Source organism: Paracoccus haematequi (assembly GCF_900631945.1).
Classification (GTDB): domain Bacteria; phylum Pseudomonadota; class Alphaproteobacteria; order Rhodobacterales; family Rhodobacteraceae; genus Paracoccus; species Paracoccus haematequi_A.
In genome coordinates this window covers 1-20489 of sequence record NZ_UZWE01000046.1, presented here as the reverse complement: position 1 = coordinate 20489, position 20489 = coordinate 1, and the positions used below count along the sequence as shown (strand labels likewise).

Genomic DNA, 20489 nt, shown 5'->3' with positions numbered 1-20489 from the left:
CCCTGAACGCCCAACCCGCCGCCAGCCTGTTCATCGACGGCGCCTTCGTCGAGGGCGAGGGCGCTGTGCTGCCCGTCCTCTATCCCTATACCGGCCAGGAAATCGCCTCGCTGCGCGAGGCATCGACCCATCAGGTGGCGCTGGCCTGCCAGTCCGCCGCCCGCGCGCAGGCCGATTGGGCGGCGATGGCGCCCGCGGACCGGGGCCGCGTCCTGTCCCGCGCCGCCGCGATCATCCGCGACCGCAACGACGACCTGTCCCGGCTGGAGACGCTGGATACCGGCAAGCCGATCCAGGAAACGCTGGTGGCCGACTGGCCGTCCGGGGCTGCCGCGCTGGAATATTTCGGCGGCCTGGCCGCGACCGTCACCGGCCAGATGATTCCCCTGGGCCGCGACTGGGCCTATACCCGGCGCGAGGCCCTGGGCGTCTGCGCGGGCATCGGCGCCTGGAACTATCCCAGCCAGATCGCCTGCTGGAAGGCCGCGCCCGCGCTGGCGATGGGCAACGCGATGGTCTTCAAACCGTCCGAGGAAACGCCCCTGGGCGCGCTGAAGCTGGCCGAAATCCTGATCGAGGCGGGCGCCCCGCCGGGCATCTTCAACGTGGTGCAGGGGCGCGGCCAGGTCGGCGCCGCCTTGGTCACCGATCCTTGCGTCGCCAAGGTCTCGCTGACCGGATCGGTGCCCACCGGCCGCCGCGTCTATGCCGCCGCCGCCGAGGGGATGCGCCATGTCACCATGGAACTGGGCGGCAAGTCGCCGCTGATCGTCTTCGACGACGCCAGCCTGGAGGATGCCGTGGGGGCGGCGATCCTGGCGAACTTCTATTCCTCGGGTCAGATCTGTTCCAACGGCACGCGCGTGTTCCTGCAACGGGGAATCGCCGCACGCTTCCTGGACCGGCTGGCCGAACGGCTGGCACAGGTCCGCATGGGCGATCCGCTGGACCCGGACACGCAATTCGGCCCCATCATCAACGCCGCGCAGGCGGGCAAGATCCGCGCGGCGATCACGGCGGGCCAGGACGCGGGCGCGCGGCTGGTCTGCGGCGGGCTGGGCGAGGGGGGCTTCATCCCGCCCACGGTCTTTGCCGATGCGGGCGACGACATGCTGATCACCCGCGACGAGATCTTCGGCCCGGTGATGACCACGCTGACCTTCGCCGACGAATCCGAGGCCGTGGCCCGCGCCAACGCCACCGGCTTCGGCCTGGCGGCGGGGGTCTTCACCCAGGATCTGACCCGCGCCCATCGCGTCGTCGCCGCGTTGGAGGCCGGCACCTGCTGGATCAACGCCTATAACCTGACGCCGGTGGAAATGCCCTTCGGCGGCGTCAAGCTGTCCGGGCTGGGCCGCGAGAATTCCGCAGCCGCCATCGAGCATTATTCGCAACTCAAGACCGTCTATGTCGGCATGGGCGCCGTCGAGGCGCCGTATTAGGGGGACCAGCCATGACCGCGGATTACGTCATCGTCGGCGCCGGTTCCGCCGGTTGCGCGCTGGCCTATCGCCTGACGCAGGCGGGGCATTTCGTCACCCTGATCGAATACGGCGGCAGCGACATCGGCATCTTCATCCAGATGCCGGGGGCGCTGTCCTACCCGATGAACATGCCGCGATACGACTGGGGTTTCGCCAGCCAGCCGGAACCGCATCTGGGCGGTCGCAGGCTGGCCACGCCGCGCGGCAAGGTGCTGGGCGGATCGTCCTCGATCAACGGCATGGTCTTCGTGCGCGGCCACCGCAAGGATTACGACCACTGGCGCGACAGCGGCGCCGAGGGCTGGGGCTATGAGGACGTGCTGCCCTATTTCAAGCGGATGGAGACCTGGCACGGTGGCGCGTCCCCGTGGCGCGGCACCGACGGCCCGCTGCATGTCACGCGCGGCCGGCGCCGCAACCCGCTGTTCAACGCCTTCATCCAGGCGGGGCAGCAGGCGGGCTGGCCCTATACCCCCGACTACAACGGCGAACAGCAGGAGGGCTTCGGCCCGATGGAGGCGACCATCTGGAAGGGCCGCCGCTGGTCCGCCGCCAACGCCTATCTGCGCCCGGCGCTGAAGACCGGGCGGCTGACGCTGGTCCGCGCCCTGGCTCGCCGGATCCTGTTTCAAGGAAAGCGCGCCTATGCCGTTGAAATAGAACGCAAGGGCCGGACCGAGACCATCGGCGCAGGACGCGAGATCATCGTCTCGGCCAGTTCGATCAACACGCCCAAGCTGCTGATGTTGTCGGGAATCGGTCCCGCCGACCACCTGCGCCAGCACGGCATCGCGCCGCTGGCCGACCGTCCGGGCGTCGGCGCCAATTTGCAGGACCATCTTGAAATCTACATGCAATACAAGGCGTTGAAGCCGATCACGCTGTATACCTATTACAACCTGCTGGGCAAAAGCCGGGTCGGGGTCGAATGGCTGCTGCAAAAGACCGGGCTGGGCGCATCGAATCAGTTCGAAAGCTGCGGCTTCATTCGGTCGTCGGACGCGGCGGACTATCCCGACATCCAGTATCACTTCCTGCCGCTGGCGGTGCGTTATGACGGCAAGGCGGCGGCGCAGGGCCATGGCTTCCAGGCCCATGTCGGCCCGATGCGGTCGAAATCGCGCGGCAGCGTGCGGCTCGCCTCGGCCGATCCGGCCGCCGCGCCCGAGATCCGCTTCAACTACATGTCCCATGCCGACGACTGGGCCGAATTCCGCGCCTGCGTGCGCCTGACGCGCCGGATCTTCAGCCAGCCCGCCTTTGCCGAATACCGGGGCGACGAGATCCAGCCGGGCGCGCAGGTCCAGACCGACGACCAGATCGACGCCTTCATCCGCGACCACGCCGAATCGGCCTATCACCCCTGCGGCACGGCGCGGATGGGCGCGGTCCATGACCCCATGGCGGTGGTCGATCCCGACCTGCGGGTCATCGGCGTCGAAGGCCTGCGCGTCGCGGACAGCTCGATCTTTCCGCGCATCACCAACGGCAACCTGAACGGCCCCTCGATCATGGTCGGTGAGAAAGCCGCCGATCATATCCTGGGCCGCATCGCGCGGCCGGACCACGACCGCCTGGCCGCCGAATAACCGCTTCTTCTTTGTCCAAATACCCCCGCCGGAGGCTCCGAGTGTGCGCCGGCGCCTCAGTTTCGGTCGGTGGGCAGCATCCGGGGCAGGGCGGTTTCCACCCAATCGGCCAGTGCCGCGACCCGCTCGGCGGCCTCGGTCCCCAGCGGGGTCAGGCTGTATTCCGTCTGCGGCGGCACCACCGGAAAGGCCACCCGGCGCACCAGCCCGTGGCCCTCCAGCCGCTTCAACGTCTCGGCCAGCATCCGTTCGGACACGCCGCCGATGCGCCGGCGCAGGGCGCTGAACCGATGCGTGCCGTCGCGCAGCACCATCAGCACCAGCACGCCCCACTGGCTTGTCACGCTGCGCAGCACCGCGCGGGACGGGCAGGCGGCGGCCAGCACGTCGCCGCGTTGCAGGCGGTCGCTCAGGCTTTCGGGTTGGGGCTTGTCATAAACGGTCATCGGACACTTACAAATCTGTGCGTACTTACGAATCGTAAGCGATAACGCCATGACAGGCCGCACAGGATTCGTTCAAGGAGAATCACCATGACCATCGCCATTACCGGCGCCACCGGCCATCTGGGCCGCCTGATCATCCAGGGTTTGAAACAGCAGGGCCGGACCGATCTGGTCGGGCTGGTCCGCGACCCCGCCAAGGCCGCCGATCTGGCCATTCCGACCCGCATCGCCGATTACGACCGCCCCCAGACACTGGGCGCCGCGCTGGGCGGCGTGGACACGCTGATGCTGGTTTCAGGCAGTGAAATCGGCAAGCGCGCGGTCCAGCACCGCAACGTCATCGACGCCGCCAAGGCTGCTGGCGTGGGGCGCATCGTCTATACCAGCCTGCTGAATGCCGACCGCTCGCCCCTGTCGCTGGCCGAGGAACACCGCCAGACCGAGGCGATGCTGAAGGACAGCGGCCTTGCCGTCACGGTCCTGCGCAACGGCTGGTATGCCGAGAATTACACCGGCTCGATCCCCGCGGCGCTGGCGAACGGCGCCTTCCATGGCTCGGCGGGGCAGGGGCGCATCGCGGCGGCGGCGCGGGCCGACTATGCTGCGGCGGCGGTTGCGGTGCTGACCACGCCGGGTCATGATGGGTTGGTCTATGAACTGGCGGGTAGCCCTGCCTGGACGCTATCCGATCTGGCCGCCGAGATCTCGCGCCAGTCGGGCCGCGACATTCCCTATGTGGACCTGCCGCAGGCAGACTATGCCAAGGCGCTGGAAGACGCGGGCCTGCCCGCCGGTCTGGCGGCAGCCTATGCCGGGTTCGACGCGGGCGCGGCCCAAGGCGCGCTGGATGGCGATGGGGCCACGCTGGCACGGCTGATCGGGCGTCCCAGCACGCCGCTGGCCGACAGCGTCAAGGCCGCTCTGGCCTGATCGGATCAGCCTTTGGCTTCGCGCGCGGCGGCGACGCTGGCTTCCAGCCCCGCCGCGGGCATTCCGCGCAGCAGGGTATCGCCGATCACGAAGGTCGGCGTGCCCATGATCGCCATGCGTTCGGCCAGTTGCCGGTTCTCGCGCAGCACGGCGGACACGGATTCGGTGTTCATGGTGTTCAGAACTTCGTCCCCGTCCAGGCCGATAGCGGCGGCAATGGATTTCAGCGCCTCGGGCGAGGGCGCGCCGCGCAGCGCCATCAGTTCGTCATGCGCCTTCACATAGGCCTGATCCCCGCCCAGTTGCTTGGCCGCGACGGCGAAACGGGCCGAGGTCTCGCTGTCCTGTCCCAGAATCGGAAATTCCTTCAGGATCAGGCGGATATTTCCGTCACTCTCGACCAGATCATGAACCTGGTCGTTGAACTTGCGGCAATAGCCGCAGCGATAGTCGATGAATTCCACCACCGTCACGTCGCCATCGGGATTGCCGCCGACCCAGCTGTGGCCGTCCTGGAAGATCGCCTCGTGGTTCGAGGCCACCAGGGCCACGTCGTTTTCCGCCTCGGACGCGACGCGGCGTTCTTCCAGCACGTTGATGGATTCGACCAGAACTTCGGGATTGGCCATCAGGTATTCGCGCACGGCGTCCCCGAAGGCGGCCTTTTCGGCGTCCGACATCGCGGAAATGTCGAAGGCCATGGCAGGGGTCGCGGTCAAAAGCAGCGCGGCGATCAGGCGTTTCATCGGGATCCTCGTCTTGGTTCGCGCCAGCTTGGCGTCTGCGCCGTCCGTTGGCAAGGAAGCGTCCGACAAAGCTGCGTGACCGGAAGGCGCCAGGGGGCTTTTCGCGCTGTCCCCGCGCGCGTAAGACAGGAAAAAAGACGAAAACCAAGGATGAGCAGTACCATGAGGAAATCCGTTCGCGGCCAGGTCGATCCCTTCATCGTCATGGACGTGATGGAAGCCGCCGCCCGCGCCGAGGCAGCGGGCCGCCACATCATCCATATGGAGGTCGGCCAGCCCTCGACGCCGGCCCCCGAAGGCGCGCGGCGCGCGCTGGCCGCCGCGCTGGAACAGCCGCTGGGCTATACCGTGGCCCTGGGCCTGCCCGCGCTGCGGCAGGGGATCGCGGATCTGTATCGTCGCTGGTACGGCGCCGATCTGGACCCGGCCCGCGTGGTGGTGACGCCGGGCAGCAGCGGGGCCTTCATCCTGGCCTTTTCGGCGCTGTTCGATGCGGGCGACCGGGTGGCGATGGGGTATCCCGGCTATCCCAGCTATCGCCAGATCCTGCGGGCCATGTCGCTGGACCCCGTGGGCATCCCCACCCGCCCCGAGGACCGCTATCAGCCCCGCCCCGACGACCTGCCGGACGGTTGCGCGGGTCTGATCCTCGCGTCGCCGGGCAACCCGTCCGGCACGGTGCTGCGCACGGATGAATTGCGGGCGCTGTCGGATGCGGCGAAGGCGCGGGGCATGGCCCTGATTTCGGACGAGATTTATCACGGCCTTTCCTATGGCGACCGCTGCCATTCCGCGCTGGAGGTGACGGACGACGTGTTCGTCATCAACTCGTTCAGCAAGTATTTCTCGATGACCGGCTGGCGGGTCGGCTGGATGGTCGTGCCCCCCGATCACGTCCGCACCGTGGAACGGCTGGCGCAGAACATGTTCATCTGCCCGCCCCATGCCAGCCAGGTCGCGGCGCTTGCCGCCCTGGGCTGCGCGGCCGAGGCCGACGCGAACCTTGCCGTCTATGCCGAAAACCGCCGCCTGATGCTGGAGGGGCTGCCCAAGGCGGGCTTTCACCGCATCGCGCCGCCGGAAGGGGCGTTCTACATCTATGCCGATGTGTCGGATCTGACCGGGGATTCGGTGGCCTTCGCGGCCGAGATTCTGGACAAGGCGGGCGTCGCGGTGACGCCGGGGCTGGATTTCGACCCCGACAGGGGCGCGCGGACGCTGCGCTTTTCCTATGCCCGCGCCACCGCCGACATCGCCGAGGGGCTGCGCCGCCTGCAAGGATTCATGGCCGCGCGATGAAATGGCTGCTGCTGATCCTGGCGCTGCTGTCGCTGCCCGCAGGGGCAGAGGAGCCGGCGCGGCTGGATCTGGGCGGATCGGCGCTGGTGGCGACCGGGCGCGGCTGGGGCGGGCCGAAGCCGCTGGAACTGCGGCTGTCGCTGACGAAGGCGGTCCCCTATCGGACCTATCTGGTGGACGGTCCGCCCCGTCTGATCGTCGATCTGAAGGGCGCCGATTTGGGATTGGCCCTGCCGCAGGATCTGTTCGGCGCCGACCTGTCGCCCGCGATCCGCTGGGGTCCGTATGGGCGCGACTGGGCGCGCGTGGTCGTCGAACTGCCCGGCCCGTATCGCATCGACAGCGCGGGCCAGCGGGCGCGCGCGGCGCTGTCGCAGATCACCGTGGCCCTGGCTCCGGTCGCGGCCCAGGACTTCGCGCCCCGGCCATCGGCCACGGCCGCCCTGCGCGACCTGCCCGAACCGGCGGACGTGCCGGGGCCGCCCCCGGACGAGGCCTTCACGGTCGTTCTGGATCCGGGTCATGGCGGCTTCGATCCCGGCGCCCTGGCCGAGGGCGAAAGCGAGGCGAACCTGGTCCTGGTCTTTTCGCTGGAACTGCGGGCGGCCTTGCAGGCGCGCGGCGTCACAGTCGAGATGACGCGGACCGACGACAGCTTCGTGGCCTTGGAACGGCGCATGACCACGGCGCGGCAGGCGCGGGCCGACCTGTTCATCTCGCTGCACGCGGACGCTTTGCCGGAGGGGCAGGCGGCGGGGGCAACGATCTATGTCTGGAACCCGGCGGCCGATGCCCGCGCGGCGGACCAGTTGACGCTGCGCCACGACCGCGACGACCTGCTGGCGGGGGCGGACCTGACCGGCCATGACGACGCCCTGGCCGGAGTGCTGATGGATTTCGCGCGCACCGATACCCAGCCCCGGTCGGAAAGCTTCGCCCGGTGGCTGACATCGCGGATGTCGCTGATGGGGATCGGGATGCATGACCGGCCGGTGCAGCGCGCCACCTATTCGGTGCTGAAATCGCCCGACATTCCCTCGGTCCTGCTGGAACTGGGCTTCATCTCGGACCACGACGACCGGGCCAACCTGCTGAACCCGCAATGGCGCGACCGCATGGTCAAGGCCGTGTCCGAGGCCGTGGTCGGCTGGGCGCGGGACGAGGCCGCGCGGGCGGCGATGCTGCGCCAATAAGGGTTGCGATCCCCCAGTGTTGTTTTGACCGGAACCGGCCGCGCCGCTATAGACGGGGCCGAGTCCCTGAAAGGCCCCTTCCTTGCTGCGCAGCGTCCTGTCCTTTTTCGGTGCCATCTTCTCGTGGTTCGTCACCGCCAGTTTTTTCATCGCCCTGACCCTGGGCGCGATCTTCTGGATCTATTCGCGCGACCTGCCCAGCCATGAAACGCTGGCCCAGTACACGCCGAAAACCATCAGCCGGATCTATTCCGGCGAAGGCCGCCTGATCGACGAATTCGCCGAGGAACGCCGCCTGTTCGTCCCCATCGAGGAGATCCCCGACCTGGTGAAGCACGCCTTCATCAGCGCCGAGGACAAGAATTTCTACAGCCATCCCGGCTATGACGTGCGCGGCATCGTCGGCGCGGCCTGGCAGGCGGTCGCCTCGCGCGGGTCGTCGGTGCGCGGGGCGTCCACGATCACGCAGCAGGTGATGAAGAACTTCCTGCTGTCCTCGGATCGCAGCGTGGAACGCAAGGTCAAGGAACTGATCCTGGCCTCCCGGCTGGAACGGACGCTGGACAAGGACCAGATCCTGGAACTGTATCTGAACGAGATTTTCCTGGGCCAGAACAGTTTCGGCGTGGCCGCCGCCGCCCAGACCTATTTCAACAAGTCGCTGACCGAACTGGCCCCGCACGAGGCCGCGATGCTGGCCGCGATGCCCCAGGCGCCGGGCCGCTACCACCCCGTGACCGCCAAGGAGCGGGTGACGGAACGTCGCAACTATGTGCTGCGGGAAATGTGGCAGAACGGCTATATCGACGAGGCGACCTATCAGTCCGAGGCGAAGCTGCCGCTGAAATCGGTGCAGAACGGCGATTACCCGGCCTTTCGCCAGCAACTGCCGCCGCGCGACTATTTCACCGACGAAATCCGCCGCCAGCTGTCCGCGCAGTTCGGCAACGAGGAATTCTTCGGCGGCGGGCTGACCATCCGCGCGACCGTGGACCCGGATCTGCAATCGGCGGCGGCCGACGCCCTGCGCGAGGCGTTGGAGCAATACGACCGCGGCACCGGCGTCTGGCGCGGCACCCGCGAGACGATCCCGGCGGATCAGCTGACGGACGAGGCAGCCTGGCGCGGCGCGCTGTGGCAAGCCAAGGTGCCGCGCGACATTCCCGGCTGGCATCCCGCCGTGGTGCTGGAGGTCGGCGCCAGCGACGCCCGCATCGGCATCGAGGGGATCGAGGAGGACGCCGACGGCCACTGGATCCCGGCGGCCGACGTGCAATGGGCGCGCAAGCGCGGCCCCGACGGCAGGCTTGGCCCGCGCGCCAAGGTCGCGGGCGACCTGCTGACGGTGGGCGACGTGGTGCTGGTGCGGGCGATGACGCAAGACGGCGACGGCAGCTTCATCCGCTGGACCCTGCGGCAGGTGCCGGAAATCCAGGGCGGCTTCATGGCGATGGACGTGAATACCGGCCGGGTGCTGTCGATGCAGGGCGGGTTCAGCTATCAGTCCTCGGTCTTCAACCGGGCGACGCAGGCGCAGCGCCAGCCGGGGTCCAGCTTCAAGCCCTTCGTCTATGCCGCCGCGCTGGACAACAACTATACCCCCGCCACCATCGTCGTGGACGAGCCGATCAGCATCAACACCCCTTTCGGCCTGTGGGAACCCAAGAACTCGTCAGGCAAGCATTACGGCCCCACCCCCCTGCGCACGGGGATCGAGATGTCGCGCAACCTGATGACGATCCGCATCGCCCAGGACATCGGCATGGAGCGCGTGGCCGAATATGCCGAACGCTTCGGCGTCTATGACGACCTGAAGCCGTTCCTTGCCAATGCGCTTGGCGCGCAGGAAACCACGCTGTTCAAGATGGTCGCGGCCTATGCCATGTTCGCCAATGGCGGCGAGCGGGTCGAACCCACGCTGGTGGATCGCGTGCAGGACCGGCGCGGGCGCACCATCTATCGCCACGACCAGCGGGTCTGCGAAACCTGCGGCCAGCAGGCGCTGCCGGCAGGGCAGGGGCCGGTGATCGACACCAACCGCGAACGGGTGATGGACGCGGTGACGGCCTATCAGCTGACCTCGATGCTGGAAGGCGCGGTGGAACGCGGATCGGGCAGCGGCGTCGATCTGCCGGTGCCGATCGCGGGCAAGACCGGGACTACCAACGACGCCAAGGACGTGTGGTTCATCGGCTATTCGTCGAATATCGTCGCGGGCTGTTACCTGGGTTACGACCAGCCGCGCAGCCTGGGCGAGAACGCCTATGGCGGCACGCTGTGCGTGCCGGTCTTCAACGCCTTCATGCGCAAGGCGGTGGCGGAATTCGGCGGCACGGAATTCGCGGTCCCCCCCGGCGGATACTGGGTCAAGATCGACCGCAGCACCGGCCAGCGGCTGTCGGACGACGCCACCGGCCCGAACGTGGTCGCCGAATATTTCCGCGACGGCACCGACCCCGACTGGGGATCGCCGCTGATCGTGTCGGGATTCGGCGACGGAGAGGTCGTGCTGCCTTGGCAGGCAGGCGCCGGATCGGGAAGCGGCACATCGATCACCACCTCGACCGGAGAGCGCCGGGTGATCCCCCGGCAGACGGATTTCGGCACCATGTCCTCGGGCGGGCTTTACTGACGGCCTTCCGGGTCGGGATGGTCGCCGGGATCCGGCCTGCGATGGACCGGCGTGGCGATGATCCGCACCATCCACAGGATCACTACGGCCAGGGCGGTTCCCATCACCGCCAGCAGCCCGTCCCCCGTCCCCGAGGCAAGGCCGACGGCCCCCGCCAGCCACATCGACGCCCCGGTGGTGACGCCGCGCACGCTGCCGCCACTGAAGATGATCGACCCGGCCGCCAGGAAGGCCACGCCCGCCGTCACCGCCTCGATCAGACGCAGGGGGTCGATCCGCAGCACATCCTGTTCGTCGGCGGGGAAATGCGTCAACTCCATGGCGACGACCGTGAACATGGCGGCGGCCAGCGCAATCAGCATATGGGTGCGCAACCCCGCCGCGCGGGCGCTGACCTCGCGCTCCCACCCGATCAGGCCGCCCAGGACGACCGCCAGGGCCAGCCGCATGGCGACGGCGGGCAGAGGCATGGATTGCAGCGGCTGGAACAGATCCTGGATCAGGGGCATGGGCGGTCCATGACGGTTTTGCGACGACAGGGTGTAACGTGCGCCGCGTCCGGGCGGTTGCAGGGCGGTCCCCCGGCCCTTGCCCCACGGCCCCGCGCGCGGTATCACCCCGGACCTGACGCCGCCTGCCTGAATCCGCCTGTCCGAACCCGAGGAACCGCCCATGCGCGCCGAGACGCAGTCCACCATCGAATCCATCCGCAAGTCGCTGACCTTGCTGGGACAGCGGATGGACTGGCAGACCGCGCCCCATCGGCTGGAGGAGATGAACGCCATGATCGAGGCGGGCGACCTGTGGTCCGACCCCGCCCGCGCGCAGAAGCTGATGCGCGAACGCCAGGCGCTGTCTGACGCCATCGAGACCTATCGCCGCATCGACGGCGACCTGTCCGCCAATGCCGAGATGATCGAACTGGCCGAGGAAGAGGGCGACACCGACCTGGTGGCCGAGGCCGAAGCGAACCTGAAATCCCTGGCCGAACTGGCCGCGCAGAAGGAACTGGAAGCCCTGCTGAACGGCGAGGCCGACGGCAACGACACCTTTCTGGAAATCAACGCGGGCGCAGGCGGGACCGAGAGCTGCGACTGGGCCTCGATGCTGGCGCGCATGTATGTCCGCTGGGCCGAGAAGAAGGGCTACGAGGTCGAGCTTCTGTCCGAAACCGCGGGCGACGAGGCGGGCATCCGCAGCGCCGCCTACAAGGTCAGCGGGCACAATGCCTATGGCTGGCTGAAATCCGAATCGGGTGTGCATCGGCTGGTCCGCATCAGCCCCTATGACAGCGCGGCGCGGCGGCATACGTCGTTCAGCAGCGTCTGGGTCTATCCGGTCGTCGACGACAATATCGAGATCGACATCCCCGACCGCGACATCCGCATCGACACCTATCGGTCGTCCGGGGCGGGCGGGCAGCACGTCAACACCACCGATTCCGCCGTGCGGATCACCCACCTGCCGACCGGCATCGTCGTCACCTCGTCGGAAAAATCCCAGCACCAGAACCGCGCCAACGCCATGGCCGCGCTGAAATCGCGCCTGTATCAGATGGAACTGGACAAGCGGAACGCCGAGATCAACGCCCAGCACGCCGCCAAGGGCGACGCGGGCTGGGGCAACCAGATCCGCAGCTATGTCCTGCATCCCTACCAGATGGTGAAGGATCTGCGCACCGGCGAGGAGACCAGCGACACCCAGGGCGTCCTGGACGGCGATCTGGACGCCTTCATGGCCGCGACCCTGGCCCTGGACGTGGCTGGCAAAAGCCGCGCCGAGGCCAACGCCGAGGACTGATTCCCGCGCGGGATGGACCGCGCCGCTTTCACCGCTATGCTGCGTCTGCAAAAGACGGGGACAGCGATGGAACAGAAGCACATCAACCTGGCCTTGCAGGGCGGCGGCGCGCATGGCGCCTTTTCCTGGGGCGTCCTGGACCGGCTGCTGGACGAGGACTGGCTGACCATCGACGCGATCAGCGGCGCCTCGGCCGGGGCGCTGAACGGCGCGGCGCTGAAAGGCGGGCTGTCGCGCAGCGCGGGCCGCGCCGGGCGGATCGCGGCACAGGAAAATCTGGATCACCTGTGGGCGCAGGTCGGACAGCGCAGCGACAACCGCCTGGTCCGGTGGATGTATTCGGTCTTTCCCGTGCCCCAGGGGACCGAGCGGGCGGCGGAACTGTTTTCCCCCGCGGCCTGGCTGGAGAACCTGACCCGGATCTTCAGCCCCTATGACTACGGTCCCTTCTATGTCAATCCGCTGGCGGCGGTGCTGCGGGATCTGCCCTATCCCGATTTCAGCAACGACCGTGGCCCGCAACTGTTCATCGCCGCCACCAATGTGCGCACCGGCCGGATCCGGGTCTTCACCCGCGCGGCCGCCACCCCCGATGCCGTCATGGCCTCGGCCTGCCTGCCGAACCTGTTCCGCGCGGTCGAGATCCGCGATCCCGATACCGGCCATCTTGAAGCGTTCTGGGACGGGGGCTTCACCGGCAATCCGGCGATGTTCCCGCTCTATGATCCGCGACTGCCCCGCGACATCGTGATCGTGAACATCAACCCGCTGCTGCGGGACGGCATTCCCCGCACGCCCGCCCAGATCGCCGACCGCGTGAACGAGGTCAGCTTCAACGCGTCCCTGATGGCGGATCTGCGGGCGATCAACTTCGTCAAGCGCCTATTCGCCGAGGATCGTTTGCAGAACCGGGCGATGAAGAATCCGCTGATCCACATGATCCTGGACGACGAGTTGATGACCGACCTTTCCGCGCGTTCCAAGCTGATGCCCGCGCCGGGCCTCCTGGCGCGGATGAAGCTGGCGGGGCAGGTGGCGGCGGACACCTTCCTGAACAACCACGCCGACGCGCTGAACCGCCACGATACCGTCGATCTGCCCGCATTGTTCGCCGGTTCCGGGATCATCGGCTGACCGCATCCAAGTTCGCGCTGGCCAAGCCCTGCGCCAGCCGCTAGAACCCGGCCCGGCGGGCGGTTAGCTCAGTTGGTAGAGCGCTTCGTTTACACCGAAGATGTCGGGGGTTCGAGTCCCTCACCGCCCACCATGCCCTCCCATGCCCCCTTGCCACGGCGATCCCGAGGCCCCTTGATCCGGCCGCCTTCCGGGGGACCGAAGGTCGGGCGACAATCTTTCCCGGCGCCGGAATTTTCCGCTTGCACCCTGCTGCGCACCCCCCTATAGACCCCGCACGCCACATCGAAAGACGCGGCGGACCTCCGGTGGGGCCATAGCTCAGTTGGTAGAGCGCTTGAATGGCATTCAAGAGGTCAGGGGTTCGACTCCCCTTGGCTCCACCAAATTTAATCATGTTTATAACCTATTGACCTGATTGCCTTAATTTGGGACTGCGCGTCCCTCCCCCACACGTTTACCCCACACATGGTCCACATACTGAGTAAGACCGGTAGTCGAACTGATGCTGTGGGTTGTTGGCTTTCACCAATCCAACATCAAAGGCGCTGGGCGAGAGCCATGCTCTCGGATGCAGGGGCACAACTTGCGAAGGTCTTCGGCCTCTGCAAGTCAGACGTCGTTCTAGATGCTGCCGTTCACACACTATTATCAAGCGCCATGACCTTCGGCGGGTGAAGACCGATGCTTCCGAATGCAAGGTCGTTCTGGCGGAGCCGGGTCTGCTTGGGGGCATACCGAGCCACACCCCGAACTTGTGAATTGACCGAGTGCAGTAGCCTTCCACAGTTCAAGAACATCGCCTTGCTAACGATCCTTGCTCGGTAGGCGCAAAGGAAACTGCACTGGCACTTGTGTTGATGCTCAAGACAGGCTCGTGGCGCCGCTTGCTGCTTGTGCGCAAGTCATTAGGAAGGGTAGGAGAGACAAAAAGCGTCCGTGACAGCTCAGGAAGTTGAGCACGCGATGAAGGACTGGGGCGAGCTACATGAACAAAATGACTAATGAATTCAGCCAATTCGTTCTTTTCTCTGAAGAGGAGAACCGGACACTCGACGACCGGGCTTTCGAGCGGGACGTGAAGGGCAAGTCTGTCGTTTATGCTAATTGCCTCGTTCGCAATAAGGAGGTGCAACTTAAGCCCGAGGAACGCACTAGACAGCTTTGGCTGGCCCGACTGATAGAACAGCTTGGCTATCCTGCCTCGCGTATTCAAGTTGAGTATCCGATTACGTTTGGGCGCGACAGTTCAAAGCGCGCCGATATTGTTGTATTCGACGCAGATCGCCCGACCGTTCCCTACATTATCATTGAGGTGAAGCAGCCCAAACTTCGGGATGGAAAGGAGCAACTGCGTTCCTATACTCACGCGACGGGCGCACCCTTAGCGGTCTGGAGCAACGGCATTCTAGCCGAAGTTTGGCACCGTAAGAATCCAAATTACTTTGTCCCGATCCACTACCTGCCACGCGCAACCCAAACTATTGAAGACGTTGTCGATCAACCTTGGACTATTCAGACTCTTATTGACAAAGAGAATGAACGGGAACGCGAAGGCTCAAAAGCTCGCTCCCTGCGTGAGTTGATCGTGGACATGGAAAACGAAGTTCTGGCGAATGCCGGGGTTGATGTTTTCGAAGAGGTGTTCAAGCTCATCTTTACGAAACTCTATGACGAAATGGCTACGCACCGGGGCCAGCACCCATTCCTACGTTTTCGCAACACAAACACGGCTGCGCAACTCAAGCGCGCCATTCAGGACTTGTTTGACGAAGCAAAGAAGAAGTGGCCGGGTGTTTTTCTCGACGACGAACGCATCCGTCTCTCGCCCGATCATCTTCAAGTCTGCGTCGGATCGCTGGAAGAGTGGAAGCTGTTCAACTCGAATCTCGACGTAATCGACGACGCCTTTGAATACCTCGTCAACAAGTCGTCCAAGGGTGAAAAGGGTCAGTATTTCACCCCGCGCTGGGTAATCGACATGTGCGTTAAGATGCTTAACCCGCAGGAGCATGAAACGGTGATTGACACCGCCTGCGGGTCAGCGGGCTTTACCGTGCACACCATGTTTCATGTCTGGCGCAATATCATTGCAGACTTGGGGCTACAGGAAAGCCATCTCTTCACGATGGACCAGAAGCCACCACGCTGTGAAGATTATGTGCGCAACAAGGTGTTTGCCATAGATTTCGACGAAAAGTCCGTCCGCGTCGCCCGATGCCTTAACTTGATTGCAGGCGACGGTGAAACAAACGTGCTGCACTTGAACACCCTCGACTGGACCAAATGGGACGAGACGGTAAAGCAAGACGAATGGGCAGACACCTACGGAGACGGCTGGCGGCGGTTGCGTAAGCTGCGCGCCAACACGAAGCAAGCCGACTATCGCCAATTCGGCTTCGACGTGCTGATGGCCAACCCACCTTTCGCGGGTGACATCAAGCAGTCCGACATGCTGTCTCCGTATGACCTGGCTCACAAAAAGGACGGCAAGCTGGAACGCGCCGTGGGACGTGATCTGCTGTTCATCGAACGCAATCTGGACTTCCTGAAACCGGGTGGACGCATGGCCGTGGTGCTGCCACAGGGACGGTTCAACAACTCGTCTGACCAGAGGGTGCGCGAGTTCATCATGGAACGCTGCCGCATCCTAGCCGTAGTTGGGCTGCACCCAAACACCTTCAAGCCGCACACCGGAACCAAGACTAGCGTGCTGTTAGTTCAAAAGTGGAACGACAACCCCGCTGCTGGGCCGCTATGCCGCAAGGTCGAGGACTACAACATCTTCTTCACCACGCAGCAGGTGGAAAGCGTCAACAATTCCGGCGAAAAGGTCTATGTGCGCCGAGACGATGGAACTCTGATGCGCGATACGCACGGGCACTTTATTGTCTCCCACGACCTATACAATCACGAAGGGCTGACGAGTGATGGAATAGCCGAAGCCTTCCACGAATTTGCGGCACAGGAGCAGTTTAGTTTTTTTCGACCCGCCCCTCCGACAGTAACCGCCTGAGTGCGCTGTTGGAGGGGCTGCAAGCCTCGATACTACCATTCTCGACCGTCAAGAGTGATAATCGCGATATTAGGATAGATAGCGCTTACTTCTCCAGAACTGCCCTTGCGGCGGATGCCCTAGTTGCTACCCGGAACCCGCAACAGGTGCGCGAAGTCGCATCCGATGTTCGGAGTTTTGGTGCATACGCGCTGACGAACGAATTCGAGTATAAGGATGAGGGTATACCCTTTCTTCGCGGAACGAACTTCGCGGGAAACTTCATAAACTTTGCTGACGTGCTTCGTATCTCCCCGGATGCGCATGAGCTTTTGCATAAATCCGAAGTAACACCCGGTATGGTCCTGTTATCCATGTCCGGAAGTGTAGGCAGCGTAGCCGTTGCACTTGATAGCTGGCACTACCCAATAAATTCGAACCAAGATATTGCAAAGATAATCCCCCATACAATCTGTCCATTCTATCTTGCATCGTTCCTCTCCTCGTCTTTTGGACAAATACAGGTAAACAGACTGCCAGTTGGCAGCATTCAACAGCACATCTTCCTCTGGATGATCGAGCGCATTCAGGTCCCACGCTTTTCGAGCCAACTTGAGAAGCGAATAGGAGCTCTGGCCAAAGCAGCATATGAGGCCAACGAAGCGGTTAGCCATTTTTTCTGTAAGGCCGAAGAAGCCCTGCTTGCTGCGCTTGGGCTGGCGGACTGGACGCCGCTGGAGCTGCTCAGCTACACCGCCCGCGCCAGCGACGTCTTCGCCGCAGGGCGTTGGGATGCACAGTATTTCCGCCCATTGTTCGAGGAGGTCGAACAGCGACTTCTGGCAACTGGTGGGGCTGTCAAACTGGGCACGATTCTCGAGATCAATAGTCGTGGGCGACAACCGAACTACGACACTGACGGGTTGCCCGTAATCAACTCTAAGCACGTCCGCACCAACAAGGTGCTCCTTGGTGATGATAACCGCCGGGCCATTGAGGCAGGCTCGCCTGTGGTCATTAAAAAGGGGGATGTTTTGGTCAACGGAACAGGGGTAGGCACCATTGGGCGCACAGCGGCATTCCTACATGAACAGAAGGCCCTGCCAGACAATCATGTGACTGTCCTACGCACCTCCCGCGTCGATCCGATCTATCTTGCCGTATTCTTGAACAGCCTACTTGGCCAGCTTCAAATCGAGCGTCACATTAAGGGGTCCTCGGGGCAGATTGAACTATATCCGAATGATATCGCAAAGATTGTGTTCTGGGATGCGCCTGACCATGTGCAGGCAAGTGTTCGCCATGCTGTGCTGTCCGCTTTTAAGCAAGAGCGTTGTGCCCACGACCTTCTCGAAGCCGCTAAGCACGCAGTGGAGATCGCCATTGAAGATGGCGAAGCCACCGCATTGGGCTTCTTAGACGCCGTAGAAGGGGCAGCCTGATGGCCCTGCCGCCACACGCACTGGACTGGATGGGCCGCGCCAACATCGACTATATTGGTCCCTTCGTGAAGGCGTGGGCCGCTTTCAATGCGTGGTATCGCCATGACAGCGGGCAAGCGACTGAGCGTGCCATGCTTGACTTCGCCATTCGCCACCACAACAGCCGCCTGCGCCGCCACGTTCTACCACTCCTTGCGAACGAGAACGGCACGGCGGAAGCGGAGCGGTTAAAGCTGGCGATTTGCGACTTACAGCAGAAGTTAGACGCCATCCACTTAGAAGTAACGCCTAAGGGACGGCGCGAGCGGGTGTCGCTCCGCGAAGTTTGCATCAATCCGCCGGTGAACTGGCAGCGTGACCAACAAGAGAGGAACGGGCAACGCTATGCCGCACGCAAGGTGCTGGGCGGCAACTACGAAGTCACGGTAACCTCGATCCGCACAGGACTAGTGAAACTAACTCATGTGCAGGAGCGCTATGACCCGAACGAGGTTTACGCCCTGCCCGAGTTCATCAACAACCTGTCAGACCCGCAGCGCACAACACTTCGCCAGTTCTACGACGCCTGCAACCCGCGCCCTATGACAGACCTTGTTCAAGGAGGCGGCGGCCCTGCATTGGATATTTCAACCATGCAGTTCCAATGCACAGCCGAAGAGTTGTTGGCCGGGTTAGTCGAAACGCTCTACGCCATGCGCAACGCTCTGCTTCATGGAGAAGTTGATCCCGATGAACAGGTGATGGGCTGTTATGAGCCCGCCTATCGGATTGTCATGTGCTTCCTACATCGCATTCAGTAAAACAGGAAGGGGCCACACAGGTATACGCTTTGCGGCAGCGAGGACCTGATTGGGCCATGAACGCTCCTGTCAACGAGGTCTGGCTACGCACGGTTCTTGTATGCTACAACTTGCAACCTCAGAGGCCCCTAACTGCAACGTTATCTGTCTTGGCTTAGAAACGACCCAGCGCCCGCCGCCGGAGCCAGAGCGAAGTCCGCTCCCCAATAAGCTAAGATTGGAAGCCTCCCAAGAGGCCGGGCCATGCTGTCATTAGTGTTCACGGTAATGCCCTAGGTTCCTCTAAGCTCCTCCAGGGGTCATGTGATTGCCGCTGCCATCCATCAACAAACCATCCCTATTGATCCAAGGCCATGCCATCCACCCTCTTTCATTCCTTCATCTCGATCTGCGGATTGCGTCTGAGCTTCCTGTTGAATGCTCCAGACAGGCACATGCGCCCAATTGCCGTGTCTTTCTTCGGGACGATGATGCTGTCATGGAGGGGCAAAGCCGGAATGTCGCAGTCTTCGCCAAGCTGAAGGATGGCCGAGATCAGCACTTCGCTTTCGATGAACTGAAGGTCGGCCCAGTCCAGCTTTCCCGGTGACAGATGATACAGGACCGGATGGCGCTTCAACACCTTCGCTGCTGTCGCCGTGATCGGATAGACCTTCCCGAAGGTCTTGGAGGTCATTGGCTGTTCGCCCCCAAGTTCATCCATGAGGCGCTTTTTGCTCTCAGTGGGCCAGCGCGTGATGTTGTTATGCCCAAGACCAATCATCGCCGTTACAATGGCCTTTACTACTGATCTTGGCATCCCGTCTATATGGTAAGGGTCGCCATCCGGCATCCGTGTCTTCGTGATGGCATACAGGATCGTCAACTGCGACGCCTTCAAGTCCAGCTCAACGACAGGCTGCCCATTAATGCGGATATTCTTCCGCGCCTCAGGGCTCATGTTCTGGAAGTCGCCCCAAAGACGACCACCTTTATTGAAGTCGAAGCCTTCGCTGTCGGCGCAGTTGAAGGTGCGACGCACGACCGGCTCCGGCATCCCCGCAAAGCTATGACGGGCATAAATGGCATTGATCCGTTCCACTTGTTGCCTCAGCTCTGTGGCCTTGGCTGTGCTTGGACAAGATAGAATGCGGCCCCGCTGGTCGCTTTGCTTTCCAGCCCGCAGTTCCAAAGGGGCGGACAGCTTGGCTTTGCGCTTGATGTAATGATCATTGATGTTGTCATGTGTGATGCCGTGGCGCTGCGCGTGCTCAACCAATGCCGGTGTGGCCCTGATCCGCGTAGCCCGGCGATAGTCTTCAATGGGACCCTCAAAGTCCTCAATGGCTTTATAGCCCTTCTTGCGATCAACCAGCCCCAGGGCTTCAAGGCTATCCATTTGCCAGTCATAGACCCTTGAGGTTGCCTTGGTCCCGGAACTGCTGAAGGCTTGGCGGTTGGCGCTCCGGTAGCAATAGCCCAGCGCTTCTCTATGACCGGACGCCAGGATCAGATCAGCAAGGATCGCGTCCAGAGTATCGCAATGGGACTGAAGCTCCTTGACCTGCGGCCTTCTGGCCCTCTTGCCCGCCGCAAGGTCTCTTTCTGCCTTAGACTGATTCAATTCAGAAAGGACGACATTGCGGAAAGCTACTGCATAGTCGCTCTTGGCCTCATGCATGAGGGTCGCCATTCGGGCAGCCACCAGATGGTCTTTAGTGGCCTCGGTCGTTAGATAACTATCCAGCATGTCGGTGACTTCGATTATCTTAGAAAGGCAGAATGGAAGCGCTGCACATCAACAGTCTATCGGGCTTCTGGTCCAGCAAAAAGGGACAGCGGAAGTCATCGCTACGCCATCCCTCTGGTTGATTCTCTCAGCCCCTCAGAGCCCTGTAGACCGACCTTTCGGACAGCCCTAAAGCGTTTCGGGATTAACCTGCGACATAGCCAGCTGCCTGAAAGTAGTTCCAGCACTCAGCGGGCGTGAACATTCCGCAGATGTCTCGGAGCGCGTCGA

Annotated in this window: 15 protein-coding genes and 2 tRNA genes; 13 read left to right on the top strand and 4 right to left on the bottom strand. The window is 63.5% G+C overall.

Features of this window, described 5'->3' with window-relative positions:
* Positions 1-2: 2 nt before the first annotated feature.
* The gene (gene betB / locus PARHAE_RS15735; RefSeq protein ID WP_206437001.1) at positions 3-1442 is read left to right on the top strand and encodes a betaine-aldehyde dehydrogenase; all 1440 of its coding nucleotides are present in this window, start codon (positions 3-5) and stop codon (positions 1440-1442) included.
* A gap of 11 nt (positions 1443-1453) precedes the next feature.
* Entirely contained in the window at positions 1454-3073 is a 1620-nt protein-coding gene (gene betA / locus PARHAE_RS15730; RefSeq protein ID WP_126155522.1) for a choline dehydrogenase, read from the top strand.
* A gap of 56 nt (positions 3074-3129) precedes the next feature.
* Here betA and PARHAE_RS15725 read toward each other — a convergent pair whose 3' ends face one another.
* Positions 3130-3519, bottom strand: coding sequence for a winged helix-turn-helix transcriptional regulator (locus PARHAE_RS15725; protein WP_164555279.1), 390 nt, complete (start codon positions 3517-3519; stop codon positions 3130-3132).
* Positions 3520-3606: 87 nt separating this feature from the next.
* Here PARHAE_RS15725 and PARHAE_RS15720 point away from each other — a divergent pair, with 87 nt between their 5' ends.
* A complete protein-coding gene (locus PARHAE_RS15720; RefSeq protein ID WP_126155520.1) occupies positions 3607-4449 on the top strand; it encodes an SDR family oxidoreductase in 843 nt (280 codons plus the stop codon).
* 5 nt (positions 4450-4454) lie between these two features.
* Here the strand turns inward: PARHAE_RS15720 and PARHAE_RS15715 are convergent, their stop codons facing one another.
* The gene (locus tag PARHAE_RS15715) at positions 4455-5195 is read right to left on the bottom strand and encodes a DsbA family protein (protein ID WP_126155519.1); all 741 of its coding nucleotides are present in this window, start codon (positions 5193-5195) and stop codon (positions 4455-4457) included.
* Positions 5196-5357: 162 nt separating this feature from the next.
* Here PARHAE_RS15715 and PARHAE_RS15710 point away from each other — a divergent pair, with 162 nt between their 5' ends.
* The 3 genes from PARHAE_RS15710 to PARHAE_RS15700 all read left to right on the top strand — a co-directional run bounded on the left by PARHAE_RS15710 (position 5358) and on the right by PARHAE_RS15700 (position 10319).
* Positions 5358-6494, top strand: a complete 1137-nt coding sequence (locus PARHAE_RS15710; protein WP_126155518.1) for a pyridoxal phosphate-dependent aminotransferase — start codon at positions 5358-5360, stop codon at positions 6492-6494.
* The gene (locus PARHAE_RS15705) at positions 6491-7687 is read left to right on the top strand and encodes an N-acetylmuramoyl-L-alanine amidase (protein WP_126155517.1); all 1197 of its coding nucleotides are present in this window, start codon (positions 6491-6493) and stop codon (positions 7685-7687) included. Before PARHAE_RS15710 ends, PARHAE_RS15705 begins: the two co-directional genes overlap by 4 nt.
* 82 nt (positions 7688-7769) lie before the next feature.
* Positions 7770-10319, top strand: coding sequence for a penicillin-binding protein 1A (locus PARHAE_RS15700; RefSeq protein WP_126155516.1), 2550 nt, complete (start codon positions 7770-7772; stop codon positions 10317-10319).
* On the opposite strand, the gene PARHAE_RS15695 is transcribed toward PARHAE_RS15700, so the two are convergent.
* Positions 10313-10828, bottom strand: a complete 516-nt coding sequence (locus PARHAE_RS15695) for an MgtC/SapB family protein (RefSeq protein WP_126155515.1) — start codon at positions 10826-10828, stop codon at positions 10313-10315. The two genes, PARHAE_RS15700 and PARHAE_RS15695, sit on opposite strands and share 7 nt — an antisense overlap.
* Positions 10829-10991: 163 nt before the next feature.
* On the opposite strand from PARHAE_RS15695, the gene prfB reads away from it, so the two are divergent.
* The 7 genes from prfB to PARHAE_RS15660 all read left to right on the top strand — a co-directional run bounded on the left by prfB (position 10992) and on the right by PARHAE_RS15660 (position 18490).
* A complete protein-coding gene (gene prfB, locus PARHAE_RS15690; protein WP_126155514.1) occupies positions 10992-12119 on the top strand; it encodes a peptide chain release factor 2 in 1128 nt (375 codons plus the stop codon).
* Between the two features lie 66 nt (positions 12120-12185).
* Entirely contained in the window at positions 12186-13253 is a 1068-nt protein-coding gene (locus PARHAE_RS15685; protein ID WP_126155513.1) for a patatin-like phospholipase family protein, read from the top strand.
* Between the two features lie 57 nt (positions 13254-13310).
* Positions 13311-13386 (top strand) — tRNA-Val (locus PARHAE_RS15680).
* 177 nt (positions 13387-13563) lie between these two features.
* A tRNA-Ala gene (locus tag PARHAE_RS15675) sits at positions 13564-13639 on the top strand.
* Between the two features lie 602 nt (positions 13640-14241).
* On the top strand, positions 14242-16269 hold the full coding sequence (locus PARHAE_RS15670) for a type I restriction-modification system subunit M (RefSeq protein ID WP_126155512.1): 2028 nt from the start codon (positions 14242-14244) through the stop codon (positions 16267-16269).
* 146 nt (positions 16270-16415) lie between these two features.
* A complete protein-coding gene (locus tag PARHAE_RS21425) occupies positions 16416-17690 on the top strand; it encodes a restriction endonuclease subunit S (RefSeq protein ID WP_206436991.1) in 1275 nt (424 codons plus the stop codon).
* Entirely contained in the window at positions 17690-18490 is an 801-nt protein-coding gene (locus PARHAE_RS15660) for a hypothetical protein (RefSeq protein WP_126155511.1), read from the top strand. Before PARHAE_RS21425 ends, PARHAE_RS15660 begins: the two co-directional genes overlap by 1 nt.
* Positions 18491-18860: 370 nt before the next feature.
* Here PARHAE_RS15660 and PARHAE_RS15655 read toward each other — a convergent pair whose 3' ends face one another.
* Positions 18861-20219, bottom strand: coding sequence for a hypothetical protein (locus PARHAE_RS15655; protein ID WP_126155510.1), 1359 nt, complete (start codon positions 20217-20219; stop codon positions 18861-18863).
* Between the last annotated feature and the right edge of the window lie 270 nt (positions 20220-20489).

Coding starts and splice junctions, on each gene's coding strand:
- PARHAE_RS15660 (WP_126155511.1), top strand. CDS start 17,690: ATGGCCCTGCCGCCACACGCACTGGACTGGATGGGCCGCGCCAACATC.
- PARHAE_RS15695 (WP_126155515.1), bottom strand. CDS start 10,828: ATGCCCCTGATCCAGGATCTGTTCCAGCCGCTGCAATCCATGCCTCTG.
- PARHAE_RS15685 (WP_126155513.1), top strand. CDS start 12,186: ATGGAACAGAAGCACATCAACCTGGCCTTGCAGGGCGGCGGCGCGCAT.
- PARHAE_RS15705 (WP_126155517.1), top strand. CDS start 6,491: ATGAAATGGCTGCTGCTGATCCTGGCGCTGCTGTCGCTGCCCGCAGGG.
- PARHAE_RS15715 (WP_126155519.1), bottom strand. CDS start 5,195: ATGAAACGCCTGATCGCCGCGCTGCTTTTGACCGCGACCCCTGCCATG.
- prfB (WP_126155514.1), top strand. CDS start 10,992: ATGCGCGCCGAGACGCAGTCCACCATCGAATCCATCCGCAAGTCGCTG.
- PARHAE_RS15670 (WP_126155512.1), top strand. CDS start 14,242: ATGAACAAAATGACTAATGAATTCAGCCAATTCGTTCTTTTCTCTGAA.
- betA (WP_126155522.1), top strand. CDS start 1,454: ATGACCGCGGATTACGTCATCGTCGGCGCCGGTTCCGCCGGTTGCGCG.
- PARHAE_RS15655 (WP_126155510.1), bottom strand. CDS start 20,219: ATGCTGGATAGTTATCTAACGACCGAGGCCACTAAAGACCATCTGGTG.
- PARHAE_RS15720 (WP_126155520.1), top strand. CDS start 3,607: ATGACCATCGCCATTACCGGCGCCACCGGCCATCTGGGCCGCCTGATC.
- PARHAE_RS15710 (WP_126155518.1), top strand. CDS start 5,358: ATGAGGAAATCCGTTCGCGGCCAGGTCGATCCCTTCATCGTCATGGAC.
- PARHAE_RS15725 (WP_164555279.1), bottom strand. CDS start 3,519: ATGACCGTTTATGACAAGCCCCAACCCGAAAGCCTGAGCGACCGCCTG.